Annotated in this window: 20 protein-coding genes, 1 tRNA gene and 1 pseudogene; 11 read left to right on the top strand and 11 right to left on the bottom strand. The window is 64.4% G+C overall.

Going from position 1 to position 21,696, the window contains the following annotated elements:
- The first annotated feature begins 2 nt into the window (after positions 1-2).
- On the top strand, positions 3-920 hold the full coding sequence (locus tag OU426_RS07385) for a sugar kinase (protein ID WP_267633282.1): 918 nt from the start codon (positions 3-5) through the stop codon (positions 918-920).
- Between the two features lie 102 nt (positions 921-1,022).
- Here OU426_RS07385 and mtgA read toward each other — a convergent pair whose 3' ends face one another.
- The 7 genes from mtgA to OU426_RS07350 form a co-directional block, all read right to left on the bottom strand.
- Positions 1,023-1,775 (bottom strand): monofunctional biosynthetic peptidoglycan transglycosylase, encoded by a 753-nt coding sequence (gene mtgA / locus OU426_RS07380; protein ID WP_267633281.1) that lies wholly within the window; start codon positions 1,773-1,775, stop codon positions 1,023-1,025.
- Between the two features lie 118 nt (positions 1,776-1,893).
- Positions 1,894-6,432, bottom strand: a complete 4,539-nt coding sequence (gene gltB, locus OU426_RS07375) for a glutamate synthase large subunit (protein WP_267633280.1) — start codon at positions 6,430-6,432, stop codon at positions 1,894-1,896.
- Positions 6,429-6,854: a GFA family protein gene (locus tag OU426_RS07370; RefSeq protein WP_267633279.1), complete on the bottom strand. Its 426-nt coding sequence runs from the start codon at positions 6,852-6,854 to the stop codon at positions 6,429-6,431. Before OU426_RS07370 ends, gltB begins: the two co-directional genes overlap by 4 nt.
- Positions 6,851-7,570 carry a hypothetical protein gene (locus tag OU426_RS07365; RefSeq protein WP_267633278.1) on the bottom strand — a complete coding sequence of 240 codons (720 nt, stop codon included), beginning with the start codon at positions 7,568-7,570 and terminating at the stop codon, positions 6,851-6,853. Before OU426_RS07365 ends, OU426_RS07370 begins: the two co-directional genes overlap by 4 nt.
- Positions 7,571-7,575: 5 nt before the next feature.
- Positions 7,576-9,012 carry an NAD(P)-dependent oxidoreductase gene (locus OU426_RS07360; RefSeq protein ID WP_267633277.1) on the bottom strand — a complete coding sequence of 479 codons (1,437 nt, stop codon included), beginning with the start codon at positions 9,010-9,012 and terminating at the stop codon, positions 7,576-7,578.
- Between the two features lie 160 nt (positions 9,013-9,172).
- The gene (locus tag OU426_RS07355) at positions 9,173-9,994 is read right to left on the bottom strand and encodes an undecaprenyl-diphosphate phosphatase (protein ID WP_267633276.1); all 822 of its coding nucleotides are present in this window, start codon (positions 9,992-9,994) and stop codon (positions 9,173-9,175) included.
- Between the two features lies 1 nt (position 9,995).
- The gene (locus tag OU426_RS07350; protein WP_267633275.1) at positions 9,996-10,982 is read right to left on the bottom strand and encodes a complex I NDUFA9 subunit family protein; all 987 of its coding nucleotides are present in this window, start codon (positions 10,980-10,982) and stop codon (positions 9,996-9,998) included.
- 147 nt (positions 10,983-11,129) lie between these two features.
- On the opposite strand from OU426_RS07350, the gene OU426_RS07345 reads away from it, so the two are divergent.
- From OU426_RS07345 to OU426_RS07320, 6 genes and pseudogenes are all read left to right on the top strand, one after another.
- Positions 11,130-11,214 (top strand) — tRNA-Leu (locus tag OU426_RS07345).
- Between the two features lie 165 nt (positions 11,215-11,379).
- On the top strand, positions 11,380-11,694 hold the full coding sequence (locus OU426_RS07340) for an Arm DNA-binding domain-containing protein (protein WP_267633274.1): 315 nt from the start codon (positions 11,380-11,382) through the stop codon (positions 11,692-11,694).
- Between the two features lie 163 nt (positions 11,695-11,857).
- Positions 11,858-12,537, top strand: a pseudogene (locus tag OU426_RS07335) (IS6 family transposase).
- Positions 12,538-12,696: 159 nt separating this feature from the next.
- The gene (locus OU426_RS07330) at positions 12,697-13,536 is read left to right on the top strand and encodes an EAL domain-containing protein (protein WP_267633273.1); all 840 of its coding nucleotides are present in this window, start codon (positions 12,697-12,699) and stop codon (positions 13,534-13,536) included.
- A 125-nt stretch (positions 13,537-13,661) separates the two neighbouring features.
- On the top strand, positions 13,662-14,837 hold the full coding sequence (locus OU426_RS07325) for an acetyl-CoA C-acetyltransferase (protein WP_267633272.1): 1,176 nt from the start codon (positions 13,662-13,664) through the stop codon (positions 14,835-14,837).
- 117 nt (positions 14,838-14,954) lie between these two features.
- Positions 14,955-15,680, top strand: a complete 726-nt coding sequence (locus OU426_RS07320) for a beta-ketoacyl-ACP reductase (RefSeq protein WP_267633271.1) — start codon at positions 14,955-14,957, stop codon at positions 15,678-15,680.
- Positions 15,681-15,719: 39 nt separating this feature from the next.
- Here OU426_RS07320 and radC read toward each other — a convergent pair whose 3' ends face one another.
- From radC to OU426_RS07305, 3 genes are all read right to left on the bottom strand, one after another.
- Positions 15,720-16,484, bottom strand: coding sequence for a RadC family protein (radC, locus tag OU426_RS07315; RefSeq protein WP_267633270.1), 765 nt, complete (start codon positions 16,482-16,484; stop codon positions 15,720-15,722).
- Between the two features lie 106 nt (positions 16,485-16,590).
- The gene (gene fzlA / locus OU426_RS07310; protein ID WP_267633417.1) at positions 16,591-17,256 is read right to left on the bottom strand and encodes an FtsZ-binding protein FzlA; all 666 of its coding nucleotides are present in this window, start codon (positions 17,254-17,256) and stop codon (positions 16,591-16,593) included.
- Positions 17,257-17,363: 107 nt separating this feature from the next.
- Positions 17,364-17,993: a class I SAM-dependent DNA methyltransferase gene (locus OU426_RS07305; protein WP_267633269.1), complete on the bottom strand. Its 630-nt coding sequence runs from the start codon at positions 17,991-17,993 to the stop codon at positions 17,364-17,366.
- 77 nt (positions 17,994-18,070) lie between these two features.
- On the opposite strand from OU426_RS07305, the gene OU426_RS07300 reads away from it, so the two are divergent.
- From OU426_RS07300 to msrA, 4 genes are all read left to right on the top strand, one after another.
- The gene (locus OU426_RS07300) at positions 18,071-18,955 is read left to right on the top strand and encodes an SDR family oxidoreductase (RefSeq protein WP_267633268.1); all 885 of its coding nucleotides are present in this window, start codon (positions 18,071-18,073) and stop codon (positions 18,953-18,955) included.
- Positions 18,945-20,183, top strand: coding sequence for an FAD-dependent oxidoreductase (locus OU426_RS07295; protein ID WP_267633267.1), 1,239 nt, complete (start codon positions 18,945-18,947; stop codon positions 20,181-20,183). The genes OU426_RS07300 and OU426_RS07295 overlap by 11 nt, the downstream gene beginning before the upstream one ends.
- Before the next feature lie 75 nt (positions 20,184-20,258).
- Positions 20,259-20,720: a peptide-methionine (R)-S-oxide reductase MsrB gene (gene msrB, locus OU426_RS07290; protein WP_267633266.1), complete on the top strand. Its 462-nt coding sequence runs from the start codon at positions 20,259-20,261 to the stop codon at positions 20,718-20,720.
- Position 20,721: 1 nt separating this feature from the next.
- The gene (gene msrA, locus OU426_RS07285; protein WP_267633265.1) at positions 20,722-21,225 is read left to right on the top strand and encodes a peptide-methionine (S)-S-oxide reductase MsrA; all 504 of its coding nucleotides are present in this window, start codon (positions 20,722-20,724) and stop codon (positions 21,223-21,225) included.
- 8 nt (positions 21,226-21,233) lie between these two features.
- Here the strand turns inward: msrA and OU426_RS07280 are convergent, their stop codons facing one another.
- Positions 21,234-21,695 carry a MarR family winged helix-turn-helix transcriptional regulator gene (locus OU426_RS07280; RefSeq protein WP_267633264.1) on the bottom strand — a complete coding sequence of 154 codons (462 nt, stop codon included), beginning with the start codon at positions 21,693-21,695 and terminating at the stop codon, positions 21,234-21,236.
- Between the last annotated feature and the right edge of the window lies 1 nt (position 21,696).

The following is a 21,696-nucleotide window of genomic DNA, read 5'->3' as shown; positions in this document are numbered from 1 at the left end:
GCATGACGGGGAAGAGCAGGCGCATCGTCGCCATCGGCGAATGTATGGTGGAATTCGCGCCGACGGATGGCTCGGTGGGCGCTGGCCAGTATCGTCAGAGCTTTGCGGGCGACACATTCAACATGGCCTGGTATCTGCGCAGGCTGCTGCCACGGGATTTCGAGGTCGATTATCTTACGGCGCTCGGTGACGATCCGATGTCGGCACGGATGCGGGCTTTCATTGCAGACGCCGGGATCGGGACTGATCATATTGCCACCATCCCCGGACGGGCACCGGGTCTGTATGTCATTTCGCTCGACCGGGGCGAGCGCAGCTTTTCCTACTGGCGCGGCCAGTCGGCAGCGCGCTGCCTTGCCGCGGACCGCGCGCGGCTTGACCGCGCGTTCCGGAGTGCGGACGCGCTGGTCTTTTCCGGCATCACACTCGCGATCCTGCCGGACGGGGACCGGGACAGCCTGCTCTCGGCGCTCGCCGCCGCACGGGCGCGCGGCGCCCGGGTGGTCTTCGACCCGAACCTGCGCCCGCGCCTCTGGCCAAACACCGAAACCATGTGCCGCTGGATCAGCCGCGCGGCGGCGGGGGCGGATCTTGTCCTGCCCTCGTTCGAAGACGAAAGTGCGGCTTTCGGCGACGGTTCGCCCGAAGCAACGGCCGCACGCTACCTGCAGGATGGTGCGCGCCAAGTGGTGGTGAAGAACGGCGCTGCGGAGGTCCTCTGGCAGGGGGATGAGGGTCGCGGGCGATACCAGCCGCCTGCAATTGCCGAACTGGTCGATACGACCGCCGCGGGCGACAGTTTCAACGCGGCATTCCTGGCGGCGATGCTTGACGGCAAAGGGCCAGAGGCGGCGGTCTATGCCGCAGCCGCCGTCGCGGGCCGCGTCATTGGCAAGCGCGGCGCCCTTGTCGACATCTGAGGTCGGCGCCGAAATCTTGCAAAGATTTCGAACCGGACCCTTTGTAAGGGTCCGGCCGGATTTCGTATCGAAATCCGGACAACGGCAGCATTGATTGGGCCGTCAGCCCTCGAAACAGGCGGCGCGGCCATCGGCCGCGATCGTCTCGGCCCCCTGCACGATCTGGGCGGCGCGGCGCTTGATATAGCCCGAGTTCTTCGCCGGGTTCCGGCCCTTGGGGTCTGGCAGAACGGCCGCAAGGCGCGCGGCCTGCTGCGGGGTCACGTCCGCCGCGCCGACGCCGAAATAATGCCGGGCGGCGGCATCGACCCCGAAAAGGCCCGGGCCCGTTTCGGCCACGTTCAGATAGACCTCGAGAATGCGCCGCTTGGTCCAGACAAGCTCCACCACCGGCGTCATCAGACCCTCCAGCGCCTTCCGGAGCCAGGACCTCCCCTGCCAGAGGAAGACATTCTTGGTCACCTGCTGCGATATGGTCGAGGCGCCGCGCCCCTCACCCTCTTCGATCGCCTTGCGGATCGCCTTCACGTCGAAGCCCCAATGCTGGCAGAAATTCGCATCCTCTGCCGCCACGAAGGCGCGCGCCACGACGGGCGGCATGTCCTCAATCGCCACCCAGGTCCGTTCGATCCCGCCCAGCCGGAACCGTTCGGCAAGGATATAGGGGGTGAGACGGGGATTGACGAAAGCGTAAATCACCACCAGCGCAAGGAAAGCCCCGGTCGCATAGAGAAGCCCGCGCGCGAAAAACCGCGCGGTCATACGCGCCAGCTCGCCCCAGCTCGGAATATCCTCCTCGGGGGCGGGGCGCTTTTTCGTGGCCTTGCGGCGCGGTTTCTTGGCCGTCTCGCTCATCGCCCCAGTTAGACCGGCGCCCCCGTGCCGGGCAAGGGCCTAAAGGCGCCTCCTCGGGCACTTCGTTTCTCGTCGGGCGCCCCTCTCCGCGAGGAGCGCTCGCAGTGCGACGACGCGCCTATTCGGCCGGAACCGCCCGTGACTCCTCGGTCAGCGGATGGGGCAGATGCACCAGCATCTCCTTCGGGCAGACCTGGATGAACCTGGCCTTTTCCGTCGCCCAGTTCGCGAGGATATGCGCAGCGCGGCGGCTTCCGGTCTCGGCCAGGTGCCGTTCGATCAGGCCTTTCAGCTCGGCTTCCCAATGCGGGTGGCTGACGGGCGAGGTCACCACACTGTCGAGGTTCATCAGTTGCGCCGCATCGCCCTCCTGATCCCAGACATAGGCCATGCCACCGGTCATGCCCGCGCCGAAGTTGGCGCCGATCCAGCCAAGGATCACCGCGACCCCACCGGTCATGTACTCGCACCCGTTCGAGCCGCAGCCCTCGATCACCACCTTCGCGCCGGAGTTCCGGACCGCGAAGCGCTCGCCCGCCCGGCCGGAGGCGAAGAGATGGCCGTCCGTCGCACCGTACAGCACGGTATTGCCGATGATCGTATTCTCGCCCGCGTCCAAGGGCGATCCCATGGGCGGGCGCACGGTAATGGTGCCCCCGGAAAGGCCCTTGCCCACATAGTCGTTCGCATCCCCCGACACTTCGATCTTCAGCCCCGGCGCCGCGAAGGCACCCAAGGACTGGCCGCAGGATCCGGTCAGCTTCACCGTCAGATGGTCGGGTTGCAGGCCATTCCGCATCCCGAACTTCTTCACGATATGGCTTGACGCCCGCGTCCCGATGGTGCGGTGAGTGTTCCGGACCGCATAGGAAAGCTGCATCTTCTCGCCTTCCTCGAAGAAGCGCGCGCCATCGCGGATGATTTCCGCGTCCAGCGTATCGGGCACCACGTTGCGCGGCTTCGACCGGTCATAGACCACGCGGTCCGAGCCATCGACGGAGATCAGAAGCGGGTTGAGGTCGAGGTCGTCAAGATCGGCATGACCGCGCGAGACCTGCGTCAGAAGGTCCGCCCGCCCGATGATCTCGTCCATGGACCGCGCGCCGATCGAGGCCAGAAGTTCCCGCACCTCCTGCGCATAGAAGGTGATGAGGTTGACCACCTTGTCGGCCGACCCGGTGAACTTCGCACGCAAAGCCTCGTTCTGGGTACACACGCCGACCGGGCAGGTGTTCGACTGGCACTGGCGCACCATGATGCAGCCCATGGCGATCAGGGCAGCCGTGCCGATCCCGTATTCCTCGGCCCCCATCATCGCCGCCATCACGATATCGCGGCCGGTCCGCAGGCCGCCATCGGTGCGAAGCGTGATCCGGTCGCGCAGCTTGTTCATCGTCAGAACCTGATGCGCCTCGGTCAGGCCCATTTCCCACGGCAGGCCCGCATATTTGATCGAGGTGCCGGGCGAAGCGCCGGTGCCGCCGTTATGGCCGGAAATCAGGATGATGTCGGCCTTCGCCTTGGCCACACCCGCCGCAATCGTCCCGACGCCCGACGAAGCCACCAGCTTCACCGTCACCTTGGCGCGCGGGTTGATCTGCTTCAGGTCATAGATCAGCTGTGCGAGGTCTTCGATCGAATAGATATCGTGGTGCGGCGGGGGCGAAATCAGCGTCACCCCCGGCGTCGAATGGCGCAGTCGCGCGATCAGCGCCGTGACCTTCATCCCCGGCAACTGGCCGCCCTCACCGGGCTTCGCACCCTGGGCCACCTTGATTTCCAGCTCCTCGCAGGCGTTGAGGTACTCTGCAGTCACGCCGAAGCGGCCGGACGCCACCTGCTTGATCTTCGCCGACGGATTGTCGCCATTCGATTCCGGCAGGAAGTGCGCCGGATCCTCACCGCCTTCGCCGCTGTCGGATTTCGCCCCGATCCGGTTCATCGCCACGTTCAGCGTCTTGTGCGCCTCGGGGCTCAGCGCCCCGAGCGACATACCCGGCGTCACGAAACGCTTGCGGATCGAGGTGATGCTTTCGACTTCTTCGATCGGCACCGGACGGCCAAGCGGCTTGATGTCCAGAAGATCGCGCAGATGGATCGGCGGGTTGGCCCGCATTGCCATCGAATATTGCTTCCAGAGGTCATAGGACGCCCTATCGCAGGCCGATTGCAGCATATGCATGGTCTGCGCTTCCCAGGCGTGTTTCTCGCCTGACCGCCGCGCCTTGTAGAAACCGCCGATCGGCAGGATGTCGGCGCCGCCCTTCCAGCCTTTCGCATGGACCTCCTCGATCTTGCGCTGGATGCCCATGATGCCGATGCCGGAAATCCGGCTGTGCATGCCCGGGAAATATTCCGCGACCATGGCGCGGCTAAGCCCCACCGCCTCGAAGTTCAGCCCGCCGCGATAGGAGGAAATGACCGAGATCCCCATCTTCGACATGATCTTCAGAAGACCCGCGTCAATCGCATCGCGGTAGCGGCGCAGATTGTCCTCGAGCGCCCCATCCAGAAGCCCGCGCCGCAGCCGGTCGGCGATGCTGTCGAGCGCCAGATAGGCGTTGACCGTCGTCGCGCCGCAACCGATCAGCACCGCGAAATAGTGGGGGTCGATACATTCGGCCGAGCGGACATTCAGAGAGGTGAAGGTGCGCAGGCCCTTGCGCGTCAGCCAGCTGTGAACGGCCGATGTGGCAAGGATCATCGGCATCGGCACCTTGGCCTCGCCCTGGTGTTCGTCGGTCAGCACCAGATGCCCCGCGCCAGAGCGCACGGCATCCTCCGCCTCTGCCCGGATCCGGTCGAGCGCGCGGTGCAGCGCCTCGTCGCCGTTACTTTCGGCGAACGTGCAGTCGATGAAGGCGACCCGGTCGCCGAAGAGCCGCACCATCTCGTCGAATTCGGCATTCGCGATGAACGGGCTTTCGAGGACGAGGATTTCCGTCTGGCTTGAATCCTCGGCCAGCACGTTCGTGAGGTTGCCAAAGCGGGTCTTGAGACTCATCACCCGGCTTTCACGCAAGCTGTCGATGGGCGGGTTGGTCACCTGGCTGAAGTTCTGGCGGAAATAGTGGGAAAGCGGCCGGTACTGGCCCGACAGCACCGCGGGCGGTGTGTCGTCACCCATCGAGGCGACCATTTCCTTGCCATCCTCGGCCATCGGCGCCAGCACCTGTTCGAGGTCTTCGTGCGTATAGCCGGCCGCAATCTGGCGACGCCGCAGGTCCGCGCCTTCGAACAGCGCCCTTTCCGGCACGTCCTTCATCCGGTCATTCAGGCTGATGACCTTTGCGACCCAGTCACCAAAGGGCTGGCTTGCGGCGAGCTTGTCCTTCAGGTCCCAATCGCGGAAAAGCTTGCCCTCTTCCATGTCGACCGCGATCATCTGGCCCGGGCCAAGCGCGCCCTTCTCGCGCACCGTCATCTCGTCGACCGGCACCATCCCGGCCTCGGACCCCGCGATCAGCATCCCGTCGCCGGTCAGCACATAGCGCATGGGACGCAGGCCGTTGCGGTCCAGTCCGCCCACAACCCAGCGGCCATCGGTCATGGCAAGGGCGGCGGGGCCGTCCCAAGGCTCCATCACCGAGTTGCAATAGGCATACATGTCCTGCCAGGGCTTCGGCATCTCGACCGCCGATTTCGACCAGGCCTCGGGGACCAGCATGGTCTTGGCCATCGGAGCCGAGCGTCCCGCCCGCACCAGCGCCTCGAACACCGAATCCAGCGCGCCCGAGTCCGACGTCCCGAACGGGATGATCGGCTTGATATCCTCGGCCATCTCGCCGAAAGCTCCGCTCGCCATGCGGATCTCATGGCTGCGCATCCAGTTGACGTTGCCCTTCAGCGTGTTGATCTCGCCGTTATGGGCCAGCATGCGGAAGGGCTGCGCCAGCGACCATTGCGGGAAGGTGTTGGTCGAATAGCGCTGGTGATAGATCGCGAAGGCGCTCTCGAACCGCTCGTCCTGAAGGTCGGGGTAGAAGGTCGCGACCTGCTCGGCCAGCATCATCCCCTTGTAGATAACCGACCGGCACGAGAGCGAACACAGATACATCCCCGCCACCTGCTGCGCGATCGCCGCCTTCTCGATCCGGCGGCGGATGATGTAGAGTTCGCGCTCGAACTGGACCTGATCGATGGGCTTTTCGCAGCGGATCAGGATCTGCTCGATCTCAGGCCGCGTCGCATTGGCCTTCTCGCCCAGCACGGACGTGTCCACCGGCACATGCCGCCAGCCATAGATGTAATGGCCCATGCGCAAGACTTCGGTCTCGACGATGGTCCGGCAGCGCTCCTGCGCGCCGAAATCCGTTCGCGGCAGAAAGACCTGACCCACCGCGATCAGCTTCTTGGGGTCCGGTTCATGCCCCGTCCGCCGCACCTGATCGTAGAAGAACTTCACGGGGATCTGCACATGAATGCCCGCCCCGTCGCCGGTCTTGCCGTCGGCATCGACCGCACCCCGGTGCCAGACGGCTTTCAGAGCGTCGATGCCGTTCTGCACCACCTTGCGGCTGGCTTTGCCATTGATCGCCACCACGAGGCCCACGCCGCAGGAGGAATGTTCATCCTCCTCACGGTAAAGACCATTCTCGGCAAACCACTTGCGGCGGGCTACTTCGTCACGCTCCCAGGTCTGGCTGAAATCACTCATGGGGCGTCTCCCTCGATATGCAGGTTCTTCGCTTCATATTCCGCCCGCGTCGCGCGGCGGTGGTCGCCCGCCAGCGCAAGGCCGGGCAGGGCGCGGTCGGTGTAGATTTCGCTTTTCAGCTGGATATCCCGGGCAGCGTCAAAAAGGCCCGGCATCAGGTCATAGGGCGCATCCACCCGGTCGGTGTTGCGCATCCAGAGGTGCGAGCCGCACTTCGGGCAGAAGGCCCGCTCGGCAAAGTCGGTCGAGGCAAATCGCGCGACCTCGCCCCTGACGGTCACGTCTGCCGCGGCCGCGTTGAAGCTGACGAACAGAGCCCCCGACCAGCGCTGGCACATCCGGCAATGGCAGGCCCCGGTGAAGCCACCATGTTCGACCACCGTGACGGTGACGGCCCCGCAGAGGCAGTGCCCCTCGATCACGGCTGCCCCCGGTAGCTTGCTGGCACAAGCTGCCCATCCAGCATCGTCATCATCTGATCGCAGCCGAACTGCGGCGTGCCGGACAGGAACCCCTTGTCGCCTGGGAAGGCGAAGGTGATAGGGGTGGAGGTGCTGTCTTCGACATCGCCGAAGGCATTCTCGAAATGCTCGGTGTCGGCGAAAAAGAGGCGCCAGTCGCGGCTAATGAGCTGGCGGCCGGAACGGCGGTGCAGGAACGACCCGTCCGGGCCAAAGGTTTCCAGCGCGAACTCCGTCCGCTCCAGCGTCACGCCGTCGATGGTGACCGAGCCACCCTTCAGCGCGTCATGGCCCGCGTAACGGCGCACCTCGCCGGTGCCGCTGATCGTGGTGAAATCGAAATCGTCGCGGCCCGTGTCGATGAGCGTGGTGAAGGAGGCAGGCTCCTTCTCGCTGCCCAACCGATCGCTTTCGGGTGTTATCAGGTCATGGCTTTCCACCCAGCGCGTCTCGCGGTCGATGCGCGACATGTAATAGGGGCCATCGGGGCCCGCATAGACCGACCATTGATCGCCGTCTGGGTCACGGGAACAGGTGTAGTGATAGCTGACCTGACAATCCGCATGCTGGACGGTAACGAAGGCGTCGCAGCCGTCAGGCACGACGAACTTGCCCGCGGCGATGGCGGGGGCTGAGGTGAGAAACAGGACGCCGAGACTTGCCGCGATCTTACGCATCGACATCACTCCGCAGCCAACTGGGCGCCCTGCGCCAGATAGTCGAGGATGGCCTTCGCGGCTTCTCGCCCGTCGCGGATCGCCCAGACGACAAGGCTCGCGCCGCGCACGATGTCGCCCACCGCATAGACGCCGGGCAGCGCGGTCGCGTGCGTGGCATATTGCGCCTTGACCGTGCCCCAGCGAGTGACCGGCAGGTCGGCGACGCCCCAGAGGCTCGGCAGGTCCTCGGGCTCGAACCCCAGGGCCTTGATCACCAGATCAGCCGGTTCCACGAAATCCGCGCCCGGGATGACCTCGGGCGTCTGGCGGCCAGTGGCGTCAGGCGCGCCGAGGCGCATCCGTTCGACCAGAACGCCCTCCACAGTGGCAGTGCCGGTAAAGCCCTTGGGTGCCGTCAGCCAGACGAATTCGACGCCCTCTTCCTCGGCGTTCTGCGTCTCGCGCTGCGAGCCTGGCATGTTCGCGCGGTCGCGGCGGTAGAGGCATTTGACCGAGGTCGCGCCCTGGCGGATCGCCGTGCGCACGCAATCCATCGCCGTGTCGCCGCCACCTATGACGACGACGCGCTTGCCGGACGCGTTCAGTGTGCCCTCGTCGAAGGCCGCGACCTCGTCGCCCAGCCCCTTGCGGTTTGAGGCGGTCAGATAATCGAGCGCGGGAACGATGCCCGAAAGGCCCGCGCCCGGGCCCCCAAGGTCGCGCGCCTTGTAGACACCGGTGGCGATCAGGACCGCGTCATGCTTGCCGCGGATCGCGTCGAAGGAAATGTCCACGCCGACATTGCAGTTCAGCACGAACTGGACGCCCGCCGCTTCCAGCTGCGCGACCCGCTGCAGAACCACGTCCTTTTCCAGCTTGAAGCCGGGGATGCCGTAGACCAAAAGCCCGCCTGCCCGGTCATGGCGGTCATAGACCGTGACCTGCACGCCAGCGCGGCGCAGCGCCTCGGCGGCGGCAAGGCCGCCCGGACCGGCGCCAATGATGCCCACGCTTTCGCCCCGTTCCGCTGCGGGGGTGATGGGCTTCACCCAGCCTTCGGCCCAAGCCGTGTCGGTCAGGTATTTCTCGATCGCGCCGATCGTCACGGTGCCGTGGCCCGACTGTTCGATGACGCAATTGCCTTCGCACAGGCGGTCCTGCGGGCAGATGCGGCCACAGATTTCGGGGAAAGTGTTCGTCGATTGCGACAGCTCATAGGCTTCCTGCAACCGACCCTCGGCGGTCAGGCGCAGCCAGTCGGGGATATTGTTGTGAAGCGGACAATGCGATTGGCAATAAGGCACGCCGCACTGGCTGCAGCGCCCGGCCTGCTCGGCGGCCTTTTCGGCGGCAAACTGGCGGTAGATTTCATCGAAATCCGCATTGCGCTGACCGGCCGCCCGCTTTTCCGGCATTTCCCGGTCGCGCGTGACGAATTGAAGCATGCGGTTCTGGGCCATGGGGGATCGAGCTCCGGCGTTGCGTGGCGGAGCCCAGAGCTACAGTGCTTCTGTATCGAATAAAAGTCAGTTTTACTGACCTATATTCGGCTTTGTTGCACTTTTTCGACAATCAGGTGAGAAACGATCCGAATTTTAGGTAACTTGTACTTACCTATTATCAAAACCCCGCCCAAAGCGCCGCCCAGGCAAGGCATCCGACAATGATTCTCCACCAGCCGAACAGGGCAAACCCCCGGCGGCTGACATAGCCCAGAACCCAGCGCACGACGACAAGCGCCGACAGGAAGGCAAGGACGAAGCCGATCGCGATCTCGCCCATCGCTGACGTGTCAAGCACATCGCGGTTCTTCCACAGATCATAGGCAAACGCTGCCGACATGGTGGGCATCGACAGAAAGAAGGAAAACTCCGCCGCCGTGCGCTTGTCGGCACCGAGGAACAACCCGCCGACGATGGTGGAGCCCGACCGCGACACACCGGGAATAAGCGCGAGGCACTGGATGATGCCGATCCCCAGCGCCACGCGAAACGGCAGCGCATCAGTATCGTGATGACGCGGCCTGAGTGGCAGGCGGTCGACAACCAGCAGAACGATCCCACCCAGAACGAGCATGGTGGCAATCAGCCGCGGGCTTTCGAAGAAGACGGTCTTGATCAGATCATGGGCAAGGAGGCCGACAAGCGCCGCCGGAAAGAAGGCCAGAAGGATCGAGACGAGGAAGCGCATCTCTTTCGGATCGCGCCCGATCCCGCGCGCCATCTGCAAGAGCCGGGCGGCGTAAACCCCCATCACCGCAAGGATCGCGCCCAGCTGGATCACGACCTCGAAGGTCTTGCCTGCGCTCTCGAAGCCCAGAAAGTGGCCTGCAAGCAGGATATGTCCAGTCGAGGAGACCGGAATGAACTCCGTCGCCCCTTCGAGCACGCCAAGAAAAGCCGCGACCGGCGCGGTGTCGAGAAGGGCCGGAGCAAGCGACATGTCAGGAAGGTTTCTTCAGATTCCGCGCCGACTGCTTGATCGCCGCATATTGGCCCGAGGGCCGGAAGCGCCAGAGATAATCGGGCAGGACGGCGCCCATCGCCGTTGGCTTGATGCCAAGGTCGGCCAGGCCCATCGCGCCTTCGGCGACCACATTGTCGCGGCGGAGGCTCTTCACCTGATCCCGGGTCAGGATGCGGTTCGACACAAGGCCCAGCGTCAGCGCCGAGCCCACATCCAGGATGCCGCCGATCAGGCCGCCGACCCACAAGGGCAGGTTCACCACCAGCCTGCGACGACCGATGGCAGCCAGCATGCGCTTCATCAGCCCGCCGAGCGTGTCGACATCAGGGCCGCCAAGCTCATAGGTGCCAGAGGCGCCGCCGGTCAGACCTTTGACGGCGGCCTCAGCCACATCCTCCACGAACACCGGTTGGAACCGGGTCTTGCCGCCAGTGATGGGCAGCACCGGCCCCAGCAGGCTTTGCGCGGCAAAGCGGTTGAAGAACCCGTCGCCCGCCCCGAACATCACCGAAGGCCTGAGGATCATCGCACCCGGAAAGGCCGCGCGCACAGCCGCCTCGCCTTCCGCCTTCGAGCGTTGATAAGCGCTGTCGGATCCCACGTCCGCCCCGATCGACGAGACATGCACCAAAGCGCCGACGCCCATCGCCGCAGCGATCCGCGCGATCCGCTCCGCTCCCTCATGCTGGATGCTGTCGAAATTGTTCCGGCCGCCCTTGTCGAAGGTTCCCACACAGTTCATCACCGCATCCGCGCCCGCCATCGCCGCTGCAACAGAGGCATCGTCACGGATATTGCAGAAGACGGGCTCGACCTGTCCGACGGCGCCATAGGGCTTCACGAACAAAGCCTCGTTCGGGCGGCGGCAGGCAACCCGCACCCGCCAGCCTTCGCGCGCCATCAGCCGGGCAACCTGCCGCCCGAGAAACCCCGAACCGCCATAAATCGTGACGAGCTTCGCCATAGGCTGCGCCTCCCTGGGTATCAGACTTGGCCCCTGATTACCGTCTCGGCCCCATGGGAACAAGCCGCAATGACTCCTGCGAAAGAAAGCGGGCCGACCCCGTTGACAGTGCCCGGGCGCCCCTATACATCGCGCCTCACGACATCGGCCCAGATGGCGGAATTGGTAGACGCGCTGGTTTCAGGTACCAGTGCCGCAAGGCGTGGAGGTTCGAGTCCTCTTCTGGGCACCAGTCGTCCTCCCAATAGCAGCGCATATCCTACCAAAACCTCCGATTTTTCGGCACCTTATCCCGTACTTTCTCTTATCACCGGTACATAGGTTACCCTCGTTTCTCAGCGCGCAGGTGATATCTGTGGGGGTGCCGCCGCGGCGGAGGGGACTTGATACCCCCCAGGTGGCGCCGTCCGAATTCAGAATCAAGAAGGCGAAAAGCCGAGAGAAGCCGTACAAGCTGACCGATGGTGGCGGGCTTTCAGTCAGGGTCAAACCGAATGGTTCTAAGCTCTGGCAACAGAAGTACCGCTTCCTCGGCAAGGAGCGTCTGCTCTCGCATGGACGGTATCCTGATGTCTCGATCGACCACGCGCGCAAGAAGCGCGATCAAGCGCGCACGACGCTCGCGAACGGCACCGATCCAACAGTGCAAAAAGAAGTTGAACCAGCTTGCGGCGAAAACGCAGGCCAGAACAACCTTCAAGCTGACCGCTGAGGAATATATCGAAAGCCAGGACGAACGTGATCTGGCCCAAGCAACCATGCGCAAGACGCGGTGGTACCTGCTAGGGTTCTGTCGCAAACTTTGGCGGTTGACGGGCGCCGGCTATGTGGCTGACCGCTTTTCTGTCAAGCAAACGGAGTTGGGAGAGCTGGTCATGAGCTCGTTCAAGGGCGCCCAGTTCCCGAAAGAAGGGATCCTGTTCGCGGTATTCTTCTACGTCCGCTACACGGTGTCATACCGAGACCCGGAAGAGATCCTGGCAGAGCGGGGCGTGCAGGTGGACCACGCGACGCTGAACCGCTGGGTCGCCAATTACTCCCCTTTGATTGCCGCCAATGCGCGGCGCAGGAAGGCTCCGACAGATCGTTCCTGGCGTATGGACGAGACCTACATCAAGGTGAAGGGTGAATGGGTCTATCTCTACCGAGCTGTCGACAAGTTCGGGAGGACCTTGGACTTCATGATCGCAACGCGCCGGAACAAACCAGCCGCGACCATTTTTTTGCCAGGGCGTTGGAGGTGAACGGCCTGCCTCGCAAGATCTTCATCTATCGCAGCGGAGCCAACACGGCTGGGATCAGCGCGGTCGACCGCATGCTGCGGAGCTTTGGTTGCCTGATGTCGAGAGAGAAGGTCCGGATCAAATATCTGAACAACATCGTTGAGCAGGATCACCGTGTCATCAAGAGGCGGAACCAGCCCATGCTCGGGTTCAAGTCCTCTGTCTCGGCCTCGCCAACGCTCGAAGGGATCGAGGTGGCGAACATGATCCGCAAGCGTCAAATGACACCCGCACTCTGCCCATTTGCCCAGTTCGCCGCTCTCGCGGCCTAACAGAAGAAGATCAGGGGCTTCTGCCGATCAACGCAGAAGGTTGCGACAGAACCGTGGGCAAATGCCAGTTGTGCTACGGCTTTTCTTCACCCAGACCGGGTTTCTTTACCGCTTGTTAGCCCCGCGCACCGATCCTGTCGCCAACCGAACGGAGGTGCCATGTCCCAGCCGGTAGAAAGCGCGCGCGCGCCGGTCGAACCGGCCGATGCCAGCCCCCTGAACGCGGCCGTCACAAGCCGCGACCGCGAGGTCATGGCCATGGTCCGCAAGGCACTTGAGCGCAAGGATGTGATGCTGGCCTTCCAGCCGGTTATCAGCATCGCGCGCGCCGACCGGCCGGCCTTTTACGAGGGCTTCATCCGGCTTCTGGACGAAACGCGGCGAATCATCCCCGCGCGCGATTTCATGGGATCGGTCGAGACGAGCGAGATCGGCCGGATAATCGATTGCCTGTCGCTGGAAATGGGTCTGCAGGCGCTTGCCCGCGCGCGCGACCTCAGGATGGCAATCAACATGTCCGCCCGCTCCATCGCCTATCCGGGCTGGATGCGCACTCTCAGGCGGGGCCTGAGGGCCTGCCCGACGGCGGCAGAACGGCTGATCCTGGAAATCTCCGAGGAATCGGTGATGGTGATGCCCGATATCGTCGCCGTCTTCATGAAGGAGCTGCAGAAGCAGGGCATCTCCTTCGCGCTCGACGATTTCGGTGCGGGCATGACGAGTTTCAGATATCTCAAGCAGTTGCTCTTCGATTTCATCAAGATCGACGGCCAGTTCATCCGCGGTATCGCCGACAATCCCGACAATCAGTGCATGGCACGCGCCCTTCTGGCCGTAGCGCGGGAGTTCGACATGTTCGCCGTGGCGGAATCGGTCGAAAGCGCGCGCGATGCCGACTGTCTGGCGGCGATGGGGATGCATTGCCTGCAAGGCTATTACGTCGGCGCGCCCTCAGTGACCCCGCCCTGGAAGGCGGAAAAACCGAAGAAAAGCGCCTGAGGGTGCAATCGGTCATTTTGCGACTGCGAAATACTTGACGCACCGTCGGCATTGGTCATGCTGCACGGCGGCAAGGGGGAAGCGCCGGGTGGCGGCGGCCCATATCGCAAAGCAAAGGATAGAGCATGACCAATGTCGTAATCGTCTCGGCCGCACGCACAGCGGTCGGCAGCTTCAACGGTTCTTTCGCCAATACGCCGGCACATGACTTGGGCGCGGCGGTGCTTGAGGCGGTGGTGGCCCGCGCGGGCATCGACAAGGCCGAGGTGAGCGAGACGATCCTCGGCCAGGTGCTGACCGCTGGTCAGGGCCAGAACCCGGCGCGTCAGGCGCATATCAGGGCCGGCCTGCCGCAGGAAAGCGCAGCCTGGGGCATCAACCAGGTCTGCGGTTCGGGCCTGCGCGCCGTGGCCCTGGCCGCACAGCATGTGCAGCTGGGCGACGCCGCAATCGTCGCGGCAGGCGGTCAGGAATCGATGTCGCTGTCGCCCCATGTCGCGCATCTGCGCGCGGGGCAGAAGATGGGCGACCTGAACTTCATCGACTGCATGATCAAGGACGGCCTGTGGGACGCGTTCAACGGCTACCACATGGGCACGACCGCCGAAAACGTCGCGCAGAAGTGGCAGATCAGCCGCGAGATGCAGGATGAATTCGCGCTGGCCTCGCAGAACAAGGCCGAAGCCGCGCAGAAGGCGGGCAAGTTCGCCGACGAGATCGTCGCTTTCACCGTGAAGACCCGCAAGGGAGATACCATCGTCGATCAGGACGAATATATCCGCCACGGCGCGACGATCGACGCGATGACCAAGCTGCGTCCGGCCTTTGCCAAGGACGGGTCGGTGACGGCGGGCAATGCCAGCGGCATCAATGATGGCGCGGCGGCGGTTCTGGTGATGAGCGAGGAAGAGGCGGCCCGGCGCGGCCTGACGCCGCTGGCCCGCATCGCCTCCTACGCCACCGCCGGTCTTGATCCGGCGATCATGGGCGTAGGCCCGATCCACGCGAGCCGCAAGGCGCTGGAAAAGGCCGGCTGGAAGGCCGCCGATCTGGACCGGATCGAGGCGAACGAGGCCTTCGCCGCCCAGGCCTGTGCGGTCAACAAGGACATGGGCTGGGATTCGGCGCGCGTGAACGTGAACGGCGGCGCCATCGCCATCGGCCATCCGATCGGTGCGTCCGGCGCCCGCATCCTCAACACCCTTGTCTTCGAAATGAAACGTTCGGGCGCCAAGAAAGGCCTCGCGACGCTGTGCATCGGCGGCGGCATGGGCGTGGCCATGTGCCTGGAGCGCGCCTGATCGCGGCATCGCAGCGACATTTTGCTGCAAACGCAGAAAACCGGGCGCAACATTGTTGCGCCCGTTTTTGCATTTGGCTAACGCTGTTTCAAGCAGCACTCATTACGGGAGAGAATCATGGCACGGGTAGCATTGGTCACAGGCGGGTCGCGTGGCATCGGCGCGGCGATTTCGGTGGCGCTGAAGGCCGCAGGCTACACGGTCGCGGCGAACTATGCGGGCAATGACGAGGCGGCGGCGGCCTTCACCAAGGAAACCGGCATCCCCACCTACAAATGGTCGGTCGCCGACTATGACGCCTGCGCCGCCGGCGTCGCGAAGGTCGAGGCCGACCTCGGCCCGGTCGATGTGCTGGTGAACAATGCGGGCATCACCCGCGACGCGATGTTCCACAAGATGACGCCGCAGCAGTGGAAAGAGGTGATCGACACCAACCTCTCGGGCCTCTTCAACATGACGCATCCTCTCTGGTCCGGTATGCGCGACCGCAAGTTCGGGCGCGTGATCTCGATCTCCTCGATCAACGGGCAGAAGGGGCAGGCCGGTCAGGCGAACTATTCGGCGGCGAAGGCGGGTGACCTCGGCTTCACCAAGGCGCTGGCGCAGGAAGGCGCACGCGCTGGGATCACGGTGAACGCGATCTGCCCAGGCTATATCGCGACCGAGATGGTCAAGGCGATCGACGAAAAGGTGCTGAACGAGCGGATCATCCCGCTGATCCCGGTCGGCCGCCTGGGCGAGCCCGAGGAGATCGCGCGGATCGTCTGTTTCCTTGCGTCCGACGAAGCGGGCTTCATCACCGGCTCGACGATCAGCGCGAACGGCGGCCAGTTCTTCGTCTGACAGCATCCCGCAACCGGCGGCGCGCGCTGCGCCGCCGGGTCACAGATAGCCTTCGCTGCGAAAGCTCAACACGTTGCTGCGGCCGATGATCAGATGGTCGTGGACCACAAGGCCCAGCACCTCGGCCGCATCCCGCACCTGATTGGTGACAAGGATGTCGGCCTCCGACGGGCTCGGATCGCCCGACGGGTGATTGTGGACGAGGATCAGCGCCGAGGCATTCAGTTCCAGCGCCCGCTTCACCACCTCGCGCGGATAGACCGGCACATGATCGACCGTGCCCTGCGCCTGCTCCTCATCGGCGATCAGGATATTCTTGCGGTCGAGATAGAGGATGCGGAACTGTTCGGTCTGCCGGTGCCCCATCGCCGCCCGGCAATAATCCAGAAGCGCCTCCCATGAGGACAGGACCGGCCGATTCATCACCCGTGTCCGGGTCAGGCGATGGGCGGCGGCCTCGACGATCTTCAATTCCTGAATCACCGCCGGGCCAACGCCTGGAACCTCATCCAGCCGCGCGACGGGTGCTGACAGGACACCCTCGAACGTGCCGAACAGGTCCAGGAGCCGCCGGGCGAGGGGTTTGACATCTTGCCGCAGGATCGCGCGGAAGAGGACCAGTTCCAGAAGCTCATAGTCTGGCATCGCCGCCGCGCCGCCCGCCATGAACCTTTCGCGCAGTCTTTCGCGGTGGTCGCAGATATAGGAGGGCAGTTTGCCTTGAGAAAGCGCAAGCCCCGGCGCCTCATCGTCGCCAAAAAGCGGCAGGGGAACTTCCTCGAAGGCGGAGCGAGTCGGGCGCATGGCCCAAGGCTCGCGCGCCAAGGTGAAGGAAGGGTTAATTTCTATCCTCTTCCGTTTCCAAATATCCTCGGGGGGTCCGGGGGGCAGGCAGCCCCCCGGCCTTTCCTCAGAAATCCAGATCGGCGTAATGCGATGGCGGCGGGAAGCCAGGGATCTGGTCGGCGAGAATCGATCGGAACGAGGGGCGCGACTTGATCTTGGCATACCAGTCGCGCACGTTCTGGCTGCGGTTCCAGTCCACGTCAGAAATATAATCGAGCGCGGAAAGATGCGCAGCCGCGGTCAGATCGGCGAGCGTCATCTGGTCGCCCGCCAGCCAGCGGCGCTGATCCAGGAGCCAGCTCATGTAATCAAGATGGTATTTGATCCGGCTCGCCCCGGTCTTGACGTTTTTCGAATCCGGGTAGCCCTGCCCCATGATCTTTTTGTTGATCCGCTCGTAAAGCAGTTTCGAGGTCACTTCCTCGTGAAACTTATCGTCGAACCAGGCGCACAGGCGGCGCACCTCATAGCGTCCGTCGATATCGCGGGGCATCAGGCGCGGTTCGGGCACGGATTCTTCCAGAAGCTCGCAGATCGCCTGGCTTTCCGACAGGGTGCGGTTGTCGATCTTCAGGACCGGCACCTTCCCGGCGGGATTTCGGCGCAGGAAGTCCTGGCCCTGTTCCCAATAGCGTTCTTCCACAAGCTCCACCTCGATCTTCTTCTCGGCGAGCGTCAGGCGCACCTTGCGGCAGAAGGGCGAGAGGGGAACGTGATAGAGCCGGGCCATGTCCATCATCGGGTCTGGGATGTCCGACCCTGATAGCGGCGCGGCGAGGACCGTTCAATACGATAGTACGACAAGTGCGTCACCGGCGCGGAAATCGGCCTGCGGGCTCAGGCGAGCGTGCGGAAGCTGACGAGCCAGGCGCGGTCGTCGCGGTGGGCGGGGTCGGCGGCTGGACCGTAGATCATAACTTCCTGCCGGTCGGGCGAAGTGATGCGGCCCGCAAGTGCCTCGAACGCGGCGTCGAACCCCGCGCTGTCCCAATGTTTCACATTGACCGAAAGCACGATGAGCGCCTCTGGCGCCGCATGGGCCAGAAGCCCCGCGATCGCCCCCGGCCCAACGTGGCCAAGGGTGAAGGTCCCGGAGCTGACGATGCCCCGGTAATGCGCGTGGGGCAGGTCCATCGGCCCGGTCACGTCCGCCTCGAGAAGCCGCGCGTAAAGAGCCTTGGCCCTCGCTATGGCCAGCATATCTGGCGACAGGTCGATCCCGTCGATCGGGCCGATCCCTGCGCGCGCCAGCCCTTCCGCGCAGAGCCCGGTGCCCGCGCCCACGTCGAGGACCGGTCCCTGCCCGCCAAGATTGGCAAAATGCCGCGCCACATGGGCGGGCAGAAGATAGTCCTGCACCGCAGCAAAATCACCGTCATAGCTTGCCGCCCAGTCGCGATAGAGGCGCCGCGCGCCCTCGGCACCGTCGAGAGCATAGGCCGCGTCGAGGGAGGGATCGTCGCTCATCCCGCAAGCGGATCATGCGGCAAGAGGTCCGTCAAGGCCCGCTTGAATCCCGCGTGCGCGCCGGGGATAGTCGCGCCATGACTGGAACGCTTCTCATCCTCGGCCACGGCTATTCGGCCGCCGCCCTGTCGCGACGCTTGCTGCCGCAAGGCTGGACGGTGATCGGTACAACCCGTAGCGCAGAGAAGGCTGAAACCTTGCGCGCCACGGGCGTCGAGCCCTTGATCTGGCCCGGCGCACCGCTTCAGCCTGCGCTTGCCCGCGCCACCCATCTTCTGGCCGGGATCGGGCCGGTCCCCGAGGGCGACCCTGTGCTGGCCGCGCACGGGACAGAGATCGAGGCAGCAGCGCCGCACCTCGCCTGGGCGGGCTATCTGTCGACGACCGGCGTCTATGGCGATCATGCCGGTGGATGGGTCGACGAGGACACGCCGCTTGCGCCATCGACCGCGCGCGGGCAGGCGCGGCTGGAAGCGGAGGAGGCCTGGCAGCAGCTCGCCGCGAGGACCGGCCTTGCGCTGCATATCTTCCGGCTGGCGGGCATCTACGGCCCCGGGCGCGGGCCTTTCCGCAAGGTTATGGACGGCACGGCGCGGCTGATCATCCGCGAGAACCAGTTCATGAGCCGCGTGCATGTCGACGATATCGCGGCGGTTCTGGAGGCCTCGATCAAGGCCCCCGCACCGGGCGGGGTCTACAACGTCTGCGATGATGAGCCGACATCACCCGAGGAAGTGCTGATCCACGCCGCGCGGCTGCTTGGCCTGCCGCCGCCGCCGCGTATTCCCTTTGACGAAGCGCCGATGTCGGCCATGGCCCGCAGCTTCTATGCGGAATCGAAGAAGGTGCGGAACGACCGGATCCGTACCGAACTGGGCGTTCATCTCGCCTATCCGACCTATCGCGAGGGGCTCGCGGCCATGCGCGCTGCGATGTCCGATGGCGGGGATGATGAGGAGTGAGGGCGACCGCAGGGACTGCTGCATCGCCGGAGGCGGACCGGCAGGGCTGATGCTCGGGTACTTGCTGGCCCGCGCCGGGCTGAAAGTGACGGTCCTTGAAAAGCACGCCGACTTCCTGCGCGATTTTCGTGGCGACACGATCCATCCCTCGACGATGGAAGTGATGTCACGGCTGGGGCTTCTGGACGATTTTCTGAAGCTGCCTCATCAAAAGGTGCCAACGGTTGCGGCGAATTTCGGCGGGGAAGAGCTGATCCTTGGGGATTTCTCGCATCTCAAGGTCGCGGCGCCCTACGTGGCGATGATGCCGCAATGGGATTTCCTGAATTTCCTCGCCGCGCGTGCCGCCGCCTTTCCCGGCTACGACCTTCGAATGCGGACGGAGGCGACCGGACTGATGACCGACGGCGGTCAGGTCACCGGCGTCCGCGTGCTAGGGCCGGAGGGTGTCGGCGAAATTCCGGCCCGGCTGACGATCGCGGCCGATGGGCGCGGGTCGGTCCTCAGACAGGCGGCGGGGCTGGAGGTGATGGACCTCGGCGCATCGATCGACGTCCTTTGGTTCCGCCTTTCGCGTCGGCCGGGCGATACCGACCAGACGCAGGGCCGCTTCGACCGGGGGCGGATCTTCATCATGCTGAACCGGGGCGAGTACTGGCAATGCGCCAAGGTCATCGCCAAGGGTGCGAACGCGCGGATCCGGGATGCCGGGATCGCAGCCTTCCGGGCAGAGCTTCGCCCGCTTCTGCCCTTCTCCGACGACCGCACGGCGGAGATTGACGACTGGGATCAAGTCAAGCTTCTGAATGTCCAGGTCAACCGGCTGAAGCGCTGGTGGCGACCGGGGTTCCTTGCCATCGGCGATGCTGCACATGCCATGTCGCCGGTTGGCGGCGTGGGCGTGAACCTTGCCGTGCAGGATGCGGTCGCCGCCGCGAACCTGCTGACCCGCCCGCTGCTGGCGGGAAATGCGACGGATGCCGATCTTGCCTCGGTCGAGAAACGGCGGCTCTGGCCCACGCGGGCAACGCAGGCCCTTCAGGTCTTCGCGCAGAACCGGGTGCTTGCGCCCGCGCTCGCCGCGACGGCGCCGAGGCTGCGCGCCCCCCTTGCGGCGCGTCTGGTCGCCCGCCTGCCCTACCTCAACTGCCTGCCCGCCCGGTTGATCGGCATCGGGCTCCGCCCCGAACTGCCCGACCTTTCATTGCCGCATGTCAAGGCTCCGTGAGCCATTGAAGCATTCGCTTGCGGCGTTATCATCTGCACCCATATGCGTGCGGCGACGGCAGCGAAGGGAGTGACGATGACCACCGCGACCAAGACCTATGCCAAGACCGACGAAGCAATTTCCCGGCTGACGCCGGAACAGTACCGCGTGACCCAGACCGACGGGACCGAGCGCGCCTTCACCGGCGAATATTGGGACCACAAGGAACCGGGCCTTTATGTCGACGTGGTTTCGGGCGAGCCGCTTTTTTCGTCCGACGACAAGTTCGACAGCCATTGCGGCTGGCCGTCGTTCACAAAGCCCGTTGTAGACGAGCATGTCGAGGAGCTGGAGGATCGGACCCATGGCATGATCCGCACCGAAGTGCGCTCGAAGCACGGCGACAGCCATCTGGGCCATGTCTTCCCGGATGGTCCGCGTGACCGGGGCGGCTTGCGCTATTGCATCAATTCCGCCTCGCTGCGGTTCATCCCGCTGAACCGGCTGGAGGCCGAAGGCTACGGCGCGTTCGCCAACCAGATCAAGGGAGGCAAATGACATGGCATCAGAGACCGCGATCCTCGCTGGCGGCTGCTTCTGGGGCATGCAGGACCTGATCCGGCGCATGCCCGGCGTGATCTCGACCCGCGTCGGCTATACCGGCGGCGATGTGGCGAACGCCACCTACCGCAACCACGGTACCCATGCAGAAGGGATCGAAGTGATCTTCGACCCCGCACGGCTGTCTTACCGCCAGCTTCTGGAGTTCTTCTTCCAGATCCACGATCCGACCACGCTGAACCGGCAGGGTAATGACCTCGGCCTTTCCTACCGCTCGGGCATCTATTACCTGAGCGAGGCGCAAAAGGCGGAAGCCGAGCGCACCATCGCCGATGTCAATGCCTCGGGCATCTGGCCGGGGCACGTTGTGACGGAAGTGAAGGCGGCAGGGCCGTTCTGGGAGGCGGAGCCCGAGCATCAGGACTATCTCGAGCGCTACCCGAACGGCTATACCTGCCACTTCCCCCGTCCGGGCTGGAAGCTGCCGAAAAGCGCGGCCTGACTGGCGGTTTAGTCCTTGGCGGTTGCGGGTAGCTCCATCGCCCGCAGCCGCCGCAAGAGCCCGCGAAGCGCCTCGGCGCTTTCCGGGCCGAGCCGCGCCCTCAAGTCCGCGTCATAGGACAGGGCAGATCGGCCAAGATCTTCAAAGACCGCCATTCCTGTTTCGGTAAGTGACAGGATTTCCGCCCTGCCGTCGTTCTCGCTGGGTGCCCGGGCCAGGTGCCCCGCCGCCTCCAGGGTCGCGACGGCGCGGCTGACTTTGGTCTTCTCGACGTGGCTCGCGGCACAGATGTCGCTCGCGGTCATCGCGCCAAACCTGCCAAGATTCGCCATGACCCGCCATTGGGTGCGCGTCATGCCGTAGCGGTCGCGATAGACGGGCTGAAACCCCTGACTGACCGCCTCGGCCGCCTGATTGAGCAGGTAGGGCAGGAACTGGTCGAGGTCGAAGTCAGTGTCGCGGCTTGTCATG

The organism is Frigidibacter sp. RF13, assembly GCF_026626305.1.
Taxonomy (GTDB): domain Bacteria; phylum Pseudomonadota; class Alphaproteobacteria; order Rhodobacterales; family Rhodobacteraceae; genus TMP-24.
Note: the sequence above shows the minus strand (reverse complement) of the source record. Positions and strands in the feature narration are given on the sequence as shown.

What these genes read in the sequence shown, in the direction of transcription:
- fzlA (WP_267633417.1), bottom strand. Translation starts at nt 17,256, where the DNA reads ATGGCCCGGCTCTATCACGTTCCCCTCTCGCCCTTCTGCCGCAAGGTG.
- OU426_RS07365 (WP_267633278.1), bottom strand. Translation starts at nt 7,570, where the DNA reads ATGCGTAAGATCGCGGCAAGTCTCGGCGTCCTGTTTCTCACCTCAGCC.
- radC (WP_267633270.1), bottom strand. Translation starts at nt 16,484, where the DNA reads ATGCGCCCGACTCGCTCCGCCTTCGAGGAAGTTCCCCTGCCGCTTTTT.
- OU426_RS07295 (WP_267633267.1), top strand. Translation starts at nt 18,945, where the DNA reads ATGAGGAGTGAGGGCGACCGCAGGGACTGCTGCATCGCCGGAGGCGGA.
- OU426_RS07300 (WP_267633268.1), top strand. Translation starts at nt 18,071, where the DNA reads ATGACTGGAACGCTTCTCATCCTCGGCCACGGCTATTCGGCCGCCGCC.
- msrA (WP_267633265.1), top strand. Translation starts at nt 20,722, where the DNA reads ATGGCATCAGAGACCGCGATCCTCGCTGGCGGCTGCTTCTGGGGCATG.
- OU426_RS07305 (WP_267633269.1), bottom strand. Translation starts at nt 17,993, where the DNA reads ATGAGCGACGATCCCTCCCTCGACGCGGCCTATGCTCTCGACGGTGCC.
- gltB (WP_267633280.1), bottom strand. Translation starts at nt 6,432, where the DNA reads ATGAGTGATTTCAGCCAGACCTGGGAGCGTGACGAAGTAGCCCGCCGC.
- OU426_RS07385 (WP_267633282.1), top strand. Translation starts at nt 3, where the DNA reads ATGACGGGGAAGAGCAGGCGCATCGTCGCCATCGGCGAATGTATGGTG.
- OU426_RS07280 (WP_267633264.1), bottom strand. Translation starts at nt 21,695, where the DNA reads ATGACAAGCCGCGACACTGACTTCGACCTCGACCAGTTCCTGCCCTAC.
- OU426_RS07360 (WP_267633277.1), bottom strand. Translation starts at nt 9,012, where the DNA reads ATGGCCCAGAACCGCATGCTTCAATTCGTCACGCGCGACCGGGAAATG.
- OU426_RS07320 (WP_267633271.1), top strand. Translation starts at nt 14,955, where the DNA reads ATGGCACGGGTAGCATTGGTCACAGGCGGGTCGCGTGGCATCGGCGCG.
- mtgA (WP_267633281.1), bottom strand. Translation starts at nt 1,775, where the DNA reads ATGAGCGAGACGGCCAAGAAACCGCGCCGCAAGGCCACGAAAAAGCGC.
- OU426_RS07330 (WP_267633273.1), top strand. Translation starts at nt 12,697, where the DNA reads ATGTCCCAGCCGGTAGAAAGCGCGCGCGCGCCGGTCGAACCGGCCGAT.
- OU426_RS07355 (WP_267633276.1), bottom strand. Translation starts at nt 9,994, where the DNA reads ATGTCGCTTGCTCCGGCCCTTCTCGACACCGCGCCGGTCGCGGCTTTT.
- OU426_RS07325 (WP_267633272.1), top strand. Translation starts at nt 13,662, where the DNA reads ATGACCAATGTCGTAATCGTCTCGGCCGCACGCACAGCGGTCGGCAGC.
- OU426_RS07350 (WP_267633275.1), bottom strand. Translation starts at nt 10,982, where the DNA reads ATGGCGAAGCTCGTCACGATTTATGGCGGTTCGGGGTTTCTCGGGCGG.
- msrB (WP_267633266.1), top strand. Translation starts at nt 20,259, where the DNA reads ATGACCACCGCGACCAAGACCTATGCCAAGACCGACGAAGCAATTTCC.